General features: G+C 49.6%; 8 protein-coding genes and 1 pseudogene. 3 read left to right on the top strand and 6 right to left on the bottom strand.

Going from position 1 to position 8,821, the window contains the following annotated elements; all coding sequences use genetic code 11:
- From ACRCZA_RS03410 to rluA, 3 genes are all read right to left on the bottom strand, one after another.
- On the bottom strand, positions 1 to 1,370 hold a 1,370-nt coding region (locus ACRCZA_RS03410), incomplete at its 3' end, for a S8 family serine peptidase (protein WP_438673080.1).
- A gap of 215 nt (positions 1,371 to 1,585) precedes the next feature.
- Positions 1,586 to 2,047, bottom strand: coding sequence for a transcriptional regulator AsnC (asnC, locus tag ACRCZA_RS03405; RefSeq protein WP_438673079.1), 462 nt, complete (start codon positions 2,045 to 2,047; stop codon positions 1,586 to 1,588).
- 92 nt (positions 2,048 to 2,139) lie between these two features.
- Positions 2,140 to 2,817, bottom strand: a complete 678-nt coding sequence (gene rluA, locus ACRCZA_RS03400; protein ID WP_438673078.1) for a bifunctional tRNA pseudouridine(32) synthase/23S rRNA pseudouridine(746) synthase RluA — start codon at positions 2,815 to 2,817, stop codon at positions 2,140 to 2,142.
- Positions 2,818 to 3,022: 205 nt separating this feature from the next.
- On the opposite strand from rluA, the gene ACRCZA_RS03395 reads away from it, so the two are divergent.
- From ACRCZA_RS03395 to ACRCZA_RS03385, 3 genes are all read left to right on the top strand, one after another.
- Positions 3,023 to 4,963 carry a peptidase U32 family protein gene (locus tag ACRCZA_RS03395; RefSeq protein WP_438673077.1) on the top strand — a complete coding sequence of 647 codons (1,941 nt, stop codon included), beginning with the start codon at positions 3,023 to 3,025 and terminating at the stop codon, positions 4,961 to 4,963.
- Between the two features lie 325 nt (positions 4,964 to 5,288).
- Positions 5,289 to 5,663, top strand: coding sequence for a PH domain-containing protein (locus ACRCZA_RS03390; protein WP_438673076.1), 375 nt, complete (start codon positions 5,289 to 5,291; stop codon positions 5,661 to 5,663).
- 69 nt (positions 5,664 to 5,732) lie between these two features.
- A complete protein-coding gene (locus ACRCZA_RS03385) occupies positions 5,733 to 6,050 on the top strand; it encodes a cupin domain-containing protein (RefSeq protein WP_438673075.1) in 318 nt (105 codons plus the stop codon).
- A 124-nt stretch (positions 6,051 to 6,174) separates the two neighbouring features.
- Here the strand turns inward: ACRCZA_RS03385 and ACRCZA_RS03380 are convergent, their stop codons facing one another.
- The 3 genes and pseudogenes from ACRCZA_RS03380 to ACRCZA_RS03370 all read right to left on the bottom strand — a co-directional run.
- Positions 6,175 to 6,615: a SufE family protein gene (locus ACRCZA_RS03380; RefSeq protein WP_438673074.1), complete on the bottom strand. Its 441-nt coding sequence runs from the start codon at positions 6,613 to 6,615 to the stop codon at positions 6,175 to 6,177.
- 173 nt (positions 6,616 to 6,788) lie between these two features.
- Positions 6,789 to 8,156 (bottom strand): aminotransferase class V-fold PLP-dependent enzyme, encoded by a 1,368-nt coding sequence (locus tag ACRCZA_RS03375; RefSeq protein ID WP_438673073.1) that lies wholly within the window; start codon positions 8,154 to 8,156, stop codon positions 6,789 to 6,791.
- A gap of 503 nt (positions 8,157 to 8,659) precedes the next feature.
- A pseudogene (locus ACRCZA_RS03370) lies at positions 8,660 to 8,821 on the bottom strand (aldo/keto reductase); the annotation flags it as partial.

Raw genomic sequence — 8,821 nt, 5'->3', positions numbered from 1 at the left:
ACCGATGGGATGGTAATTTTACTGTCAGCGCCTCCCATCACGATTGGACTGGTATTGGCCGCATTATTGGCGACAATAACAAAAGCTGCTCCTTTTAATTGGGCGTTTAATACTTTGACGACGAAGCTACAGGTACCGCGATCAATCAAAACGGTTTTGCCAGTTAAATCTTCAGCATAGCTTAAACAACCATTTTTATTGGCGGCGGGGTATACAATGGGTGCCGTTGAATTGTTGAAGCTATAGGTATTTGATTTGTTGAAACCCGCGCCGATAGCAGTGATTGTCTTGCCTGATAGTGTGGCATCAATTTTACCGACTTTGGTGGTGGGGTGAGTCATCGCCCCGACAGATAAGGCACTGTTAGTTGTACTGGGTCCACCGACTACAAATGGCGTTGGACCATCATTGCCCGCAGAAATCACGAGGTTGACCCCGAGTTTGACCATTTCATCGATCAGTACTTGGACGGCGCCGCCTTCGGTATCACCAAAATCACCGCCTAATGACATATTCACCGTATCAACGCGATCGCTAATATCGCCATCACCATTAGGGTCCATGGAGGCTTCTAACGCATTTAACTGGGCAATACCAGAGCAGCCTGAATTACATACCGAATACACGAGTAGCTCCACATCGGGAGCGGTGCCCAGCACCGAGTGGCTCACATGGGTGCCATGGTTTGTGCTGGCATCGATGGGGTTTGGATCGTTGTTAACAAAATCCCAGCCGCCGATCACTTTGCCTTGAGGCCAATTGGGCTGCTCGCTTTTAGTGGCTACTGCAGCCTTGTAATCGTTAATGTTGCCGCTTCCCCCTAGCGCTTTATGGGTATAGTCCACGCCAGTATCTAAGATAGCGACTCGTTGGCCTTTACCTGAAGCGATTCCCTCTTTGAGAACGGTTTGGGCTTTGATGTATTCAGCACTGGCGGCGACATCGAGTTTGTAGTCATAAATCGGGAGAATATCAGCGACGTCAGCATGTGTTCGTAATTCCACCAGTTTTTGATGATCACCCTCAACGACGATAGCGTTAACGAGTTTTGAGGTGGTGGCGACAATGTTGATCTCAGCGTCCATGCTTTGAATGGCACTTTTAACGCGAGCTTGCGAGCTTTCAATACGGCTCATCACCGATTGTGGGTTAAATCCCTTTAGCTGGCTTTGCTCGGCAATAGAGGGAGATTTGAGTTTGATCATCCAAGCAACAGCTTGTTTTTGCTCATTGCTTTCATTCTTGGTGACGTTAAGACCAGCATACTGATCGGCTGCTTGATTCGTCGTATTGTATTGGTTCACAGTACCGGCGATAGCAGCACCGGAAACTAGCGCTGCCGAGATAGCAATTGATAGTTTTGTCTTCACAACTTCTTCCTTGTCAATAAACGCGTTACCCATTTCATACTACAAACTGAGTGTTCGCCGTTGAATTGTTATTGTTCGTCGCACATTTTTTGCACTGACATTGAGGTTGTAACATAAAATCAAACTATCGTTAACACTTTTGTGTTGAAAAAAAATCACACTCCTGCTTGTGTATTATATTTTTCACTATTGGTAATAAGTTAGATGGATTTTATCTAAGGCTTAACGGCCCGGACGATGGGGTTTTGTAGGCTTATCAGGGTTTCTGTTGATTGAATTTCATCGATGGATTGAATGCGATTAATTAATACATGCTGTAGGCCATCAATGGATTGGCACATGACTTTGACAAAAATACTGTAGTTGCCAGTGGTGTAATAGGCTTCAACCACTTCTTCAAGGGCGTTGAGTTTCGCGATAGCGGCTGGGTAGTCGCCGGCACTTTTTAAATTGATACCGATAAAACAGCACACATCATAGCCGAGCGCTTTGGGATTCACGGTGATTTGGGCACCGGTGATAATGCCCGCTTGTTTCATTTTTTCGACCCGCACATGGATAGTGCCTGCGCTCACGCTAAAGCGTTTAGCCAGTTCGGCAAAGGGAGTGCGCGCATCCTGCATTAGGGCTTCGAGGATATGGTTATCCAGCTGATCGCGTTGAAATGATGTATCCATAAATAAAATCTCTATAACATAATGAATTGTCATAAAGTTACGTTTTTTTATGGCGAATTGCTACTCATTTTGCGTTTTTCTCATTTTAAGCGCTATTGTTGTCCCTCGGGCTCACAGAAGGGAGCTGGGCTGCTAAAGGTCATACTTGCCCCGCTATAGGGATGTTTGATGCAAAGCGCTGCAGCGTGTAGCAGTAAACGGGGCGCTAAGGATTTGGCGAGGGGATCGGCGTAAAACCCATCACCGAGGATCGGGTGGCCGAGCGCCATCATGTGTACCCGCAATTGATGGGAGCGGCCAGTGATAGGCATGAGTTTGACTAAGCTTGAACGTTGGCCGCGGCTTAATACCTCATAGTGAGTTAATGAGGGTTTGCCCACCTGGTGATCGACTTTTTGTTTGGGCCGATTCGGCCAGTCACAGATCAGCGGGTAGTCCACGCTACCTGTGGTGTTTTTGACGTGGCCTGCGACTCTGGCAAGATAGGTTTTGCTGGTTTCTCTATCATGAAATTGGCGTTTGAGCTCTCGTTCGGCGCTGCGGATCAGGGCGACAACCATCACCCCTGAGGTGGCCATATCGAGGCGATGAACGATTTGGCAATGCGGGTGCTCAGCTTTGACTCTGGCGTAAACACTGTCGTAATGGGCGGGATCGCGCCCAGGCACCGACAGTAATCCCGAGGGTTTGTTGATGACGATAATGTCTTTATCTTGGTAAAGAATATCGAGCCAAGGGCTGGTCGGTGGTTGGTAAATAAAATCAGTCATAATGGTGTTTAGTCAGTCTTGCCTATTGTTCAATGCGCGGCAAAGATACTCCGCTAGGCTAGAGGGTGCAAGCCTGTTAGTGGTTTATCTCGCCTTCGCACTAGGGGGGAGCGGCGGTGATTCATCATTTGCTGATAGAGCTCGATTTGAGTTCTTGCTATACTGCCGTCCCTTTTGTCATCGACCATGTTGAGCCTGTGAAGCCATGAGCCAGCCAGAGATTTATACGCCAGAGCCTAAGCCAGAGTTTGCGCCGCAGTCGCTTTCTCACCTGAGTAATCGCTTAGAATTATTGGCACCCGCAAAAAATGCCGATTATGGTATCGAAGCCATACGCCATGGCGCAGACGCTGTGTATATCGGTGGTCCAGCCTTTGGGGCTCGGGCAACGGCGGGTAACAGTGTGGCGGATATTGAGCGGCTGTGTCGTTACGCGCACCAATACCATGCGCAGGTGTTTGTGGCCCTCAACACGATTTTAATGGACGATGAGCTTGCCGCGGCCGAACAACTGATTTGGCAACTTTATGAAGCGGGCGCAGATGCCTTGATTGTGCAGGATATGGGGGTGTTGCAACTCAATTTGCCACCGATAGCCCTGCATGCCAGCACTCAAATGGATAACCGCCATCCTGAAAAAGTGGCATTTTTGGAGCAAGTTGGCTTTTCGCAAGTGGTGCTTGCCCGTGAGCTGGGGCTCAGCCAAATTCGTGAAGTGGCTGCGCGCACCAATATGCAGCTGGAGTTTTTTATCCACGGCGCTTTGTGTGTGGCCTACAGTGGCTTATGTAACCTAAGCCATGCCTTTAGTAATCGCAGCGCTAACCGTGGTGAATGCTCGCAAATGTGCCGTTTGCCCGGCAATTTAAAAACACGGGCAGGGGATATTCTCGCCCAGAATGAGCATTTGTTATCACTTAAAGATAATAACCAAACCGATAACCTTGAAGCATTAATCGATGCCGGGGTGCGCTCATTTAAGATAGAAGGTCGCCTTAAGGATCTCAGTTACGTTAAAAACGTGACGGCCCATTATCGGCAAAAATTAGATGCCATTATTGCCCGCCGCCCAGAATTGGTCGCTTCATCCCATGGCCGCTGCGAGCACACTTTTACGCCCGATCCGGAAAAGACCTTTAACCGCGGCAGCACCGACTATTTTGTCCATGAACGTAGCCAAGGGATCAAAGATTTCCGCTCGCCCAAATACATCGGCCAAGAGGTGGGCAAAGTCGTTGCGATTGGTAAAGATGTTATTCAAGTCAGTTCAACCCATGAATTTAATAATGGCGACGGTTTGGCCTTTTTCCCGCTTAATTATGCCAGTGCAAAACAATCGGACGATAAATTGCAAGGGCTAAGAGTCAACCGCGCCGAAGGTCATAAACTCCATGTCCTGCAAGTCCCTAAGGATTTAAAAGTCGGCATGACCCTCTACCGTAACCACAACCAAGCTTTTGAGTTGTTGTTAGCGAAAGAGTCTGCTAAACGCATCATTAGCGTCGACATGTGCTTAAGCGATACCCCCGACGGCTTAGCGCTTAGCTTAACCGATCGCTATGGTATCTCGGCTACGGTGAACTTAAGTGTCGACAAAACCCCAGCCACCGATGCAGACAAAACGTTGCAACAGACCCGCACTCAGCTTGCCAAGCTTGGCAGTACGGATTTTGTTGCCCGCAGCATTGTGATTGATACGGCCCAAACGTGGTTTTTACCGGCGGCCGTGCTGAATGGTTTGCGGCGTGATGGTGTGGCAGCCTTAGTGGCGGCGCGGGCTGCAGCCTATGTGCGCCCACAACCTTGGGCCTATAATCCTAATGCGGTTTATCCGGTTAAACATTTGAGTTATCTAGGTAATGTGGCCAATGAAAAGGCCAAGAGTTTTTATCAGCGCCATGGCGTGATTGAAATTCAAGATACCTACGAGAAAAACGGCGTTACCGAAGATGTACCACTGATGATCACTAAGCATTGTCTACGGTTTAACTTTAACCTCTGTCCTAAGGAAGTGCCGGGGATCAAAGCTGAGCCGATGCTGCTGGAAATTGGTAACGATGTGCTCAAATTGGTGTTCGACTGCCCGAAATGCGAAATGATGGTTGTTGGTGAAAACCGTCAGGTGCGGGGACAAAAGCCGTTGTAATGCTGCGGCGGTAAATAAGCTCAGTTAGCGCGAGATCACGAGCGCCGCGACTGAGCCTGCACATGTGCCTTTGCGTAACGCTGGCAAGCAAAGCGTTACGCCGTTTCACCGCTTTTAGTCCCAGAGTAGCTTAGTTACATACTTGCCCTGTCACACCGTTGTAGTGTTGCTCAGTCAAATGGTTGCTCAATCAGATAGTTGCACCGTCATACAGTTGCACCGTCATACAGTTGCATCGCGGCAAATGAGCCGATACCTTAAGCCAATAGCCAATAGCCAATAGCCAATAGCCAATAGCCAATAGCCAAAACATAAGAGGATCATCATGGGATTATTAGATGGATTAATGGGTAACGCGTCTGAGGTGGATTTACAGGAACTGGCCGAAGAGTTGCGGCCGATTATGGGGATCCAGGAAGAATTAAAACTGGCCTATAAAGTGATCCGAGATTTGTTTATTTTTACGAATAAGCGGCTGATTTTAATTGATAAACAAGGGCTGACTGGTAAAAAAGTTACCTATCACTCCGTCCCCTATAAATCCATTACCCATTTTGAAGTGGAAACCACCGGCCATTTTGATATGGATGCTGAGCTTAAAATTTGGATCTCAGGCCAAAGTCAGCCGTTAGTGAAAGAGCTTAAGCGCGGCACCGATGTGGTGGGCATTCAAAAAACCATTGCCACCTTCGCACTTTAACGCACGCTCAGGGCGATGGCCCATGAGTGCCGTGCTTATTGCTGCCCCAGCTTACATAATGGCTGCCCTATGTTATCGAATGTTTTTAAAGATCTTCCAGAGGATGTTGCGGCCGAGGTCTTTGAACGCTTGGCGGGCAATGCCAGCGTGACGATTGAACGCATTGTCTCCCATGGCCACTCGACCCCAGAAGGGCAATGGTACGATCAGGCGCAGCATGAATTTGTGATGCTGCTAAAGGGCGAAGCAACCTTAGTCTTTGAACCGCAGGTATCGGTGCGCTTAACGCCTGGGGATTACCTCACGATTTTACCCCATCAAAAACACCGGGTGGCTTCAACTGCCGCCGAGGGGGAAACCCTGTGGTTGGCGGTATTTTATGATTAGCCCTGTTTGTGCCGTCGGCTAACACCCCTGACTGTGTTATCGAGCCTCAAGCTACGTTATCGAGGCTTAAGGCTACGTTATCGAGGCTTAAGCGGGTACTGCAACCCATTGAGATGAGCCCGTGTTAGCGGGCGGCCTCTTTAATGGCTAAGGCTAGCGCATTTAAGCCGTTGGTACGCGAGGGGCTAAGTTGGCCTTCAAGTCCCAATTGTGCAAAGTAGCTGTGGGGATCGAACGCTTGGATCTGTTGCGTTGTTTTACCATGGCAGGCGCTGAGTAATAAGCCAATCAACCCCTTAACGATGCGGGCATCGCTGTCGGCCAGATAATAGTGTGTGTCCCCTTGGGCAAGATGATAGAGCCAAGCATCACTTTCGCAGCCTTGCACCTTAGCGCAATCTTGGCGCAGCGGGGCGCTTAGGTTAGGTAAGTCTTTACCTAACAGCATGATCTGGCGGTAGCGTTCTTGCCAATTGGCGGCTTGCTGAAAGCGGCTCAGCAAGGTGCTGCTATCTTCGACCTCATAGAGAAAATCGCTGCCGCTGGGCTGTATTTGCTGGCTCATAGTTATCCTTTAATACTGATTGTGCTTTCACGCACATCGCTGTTATTTCACGTTTATTGCTGACGTTAAACACTCATCCTTGTCTTCATTTTCGCCAGTCGCCTTCCGTTTTAGCGTTGATTGGGTTTAGCGGTGAGCGGGGCATTGGCCTGCCTAGTTCACGTCAGCTTGCGTTAGAGTAAGAGCGCTTTGACCGAGGCGAGCGCACTCATAAAACGATCAATATCGGCTTTGTTGCTGTAAATGCCGATGGAGGCGCGGCAGCAGCCCTTTAACTGTAAACTTTGCATCAATGGCATGGCGCAGTGGTGGCCGCAGCGCAGGGCGATGCCCTGTTGATCTAATAAAATGCCGACATCTTGATGATGTTCGTTAGCCAGATTAAACGCGACCACCCCAATATTATCATCCCATGCCCCATATAAATGCACGTCGCCGAGGGCGCGTAATTGGGCTTGTAAATACTGCAGTAGCTCAGCCTCATAGGCTTGCATTTGGGGCGTTAATTGAGATTGTACAAATTCAATGGCGGCCCCTAACCCCATGACTTCGGCAATCGGTGGCGTGCCAGCTTCTAGGCGATTGGGTAGGGAGCCAAATTCACTGGCCGCAAAGCTGACATGTTTGATCATCTCCCCGCCGGTGAGCAGCGGGGTGAGGCTATCGAGGGCATCAAATCGGCCATAGAGCACACCCACCCCAGTGGGACCATACATTTTATGGCCTGAAAAAACGTAAAAATCGCAATCGATATGACCGACATCAATGGGTAAGTGGGCCACCGCCTGAGCGCCATCGACTAAGGTCAGTGCCCCTTGGGCTTTGGCCAATTGCACTAATTGCGCCACCGGATTGACAGTGCCTAGGGCGTTAGATACATGGCACAGCGCCACGATTTTGGGCTTAAGCTCTAGCAGGGCTTGATAGGCGTGTAAATCTAACCGGCAATGCTCGTCGAGGGGGATGGGCTTAATCACGGCTCCGGTGCGTTTAGCAAGCTCCTGCCAAGGCACGATATTGGCGTGGTGGGCAGCGGTATCGATTAAGATCACATCCCCAGTACGGAGCTGAGCCGTTAATCCAAAGGCGACGAGATTGATGGATTCGGTTGTGCCATGGGTAAAGATGATTTCTTCACGGCGCTTAGCCTTTAAAAACTGTTGGAGTTGCACGCGCACCTTTTCATAATTCACGGTTGAGCGCGCCGATAACTGATGTGCCGCCCGGTGCACATTGGCATTATCCTCAGTGTAAAACTGCGCCATCACATCGAGCACTTGTTGGGGCTTTTGGCTGGTGGCGGCGGTATCGAGATAACACAGTGGGTTACCATCAAGCATTTGCTTTAAAATGGGAAATTGCGCGCGGATCGCCGCGTTGGTTGCCGCCTCTTCGTTAATTAACGATGGCTCAAACCCGGAGGATGCCGCGGCGGGCGCTGTGGTTAATGAGGTCGTTAACGCCCCGTCAGCCCTCGAGGGGCTGTCTGCAGCGGTCGATACCGGTTCAGTGGTGAATGTTGTGGGTGTTGATTGAGTCATGGATGAAGCTAGGCAATAAAAAGGCGAGGAGATCTTCTGTTATCTGCTAGGTGAATGCAAGTGTTGCAGGGCAATTGCTGCGGGCCAAACTGTGCTGCGCCGCGGTTTGTCTGGATACGTTAGCTGCAATCCAGCCCTGCAGGTGGCTTGTGCTGGGGTGTTTGACTGTCATTTTGCTGTTGCTGTTGCTGCTGTTGCTGCTGTTGGTGGTTGGTGTTGTTAGTTTTAGTTTTGGCGTGTGCGGCAATGGGCCTGCAGCTTGTACTTTACATTCAACATTCAACACTCAGCACTCAGCACTCAGCACATATCTTGAACAGACTCACGGCATTCTGCATAGATCTTGAATAGATTGATTGCGCGATATCGATGCTCGTCAGTTGCTGTTAAGGCGTTAAATAAGAATTGAATGCCGCATTGTTGGAAAATTGCCTTGGGTCTATATTCCCAAGGCAGAACCCAACGGTTTAAGGCTATGTCAGGCCGCCCAAGCCGGCGTAACGCTAAGGGCAGGGGAAGCGAAATTGCTCTGATAGCGCATCTAACCGTGAAAGTAACGCTGGTGAGAGGCTGACGGTCAGGCTGTCAATATTCTCTTTGAGCTGGGTAAGGTTCGTGGCGCCAATGATGTTCGAGCCCACAAATTTGCGCGAGTTAACAAACGC

Source organism: Shewanella sp., from assembly GCF_051658185.1.
In the GTDB taxonomy this organism is placed as follows: Bacteria; Pseudomonadota; Gammaproteobacteria; order Enterobacterales; family Shewanellaceae; genus Shewanella.
Note: the sequence above shows the minus strand (reverse complement) of the source record. Positions and strands in the feature narration are given on the sequence as shown.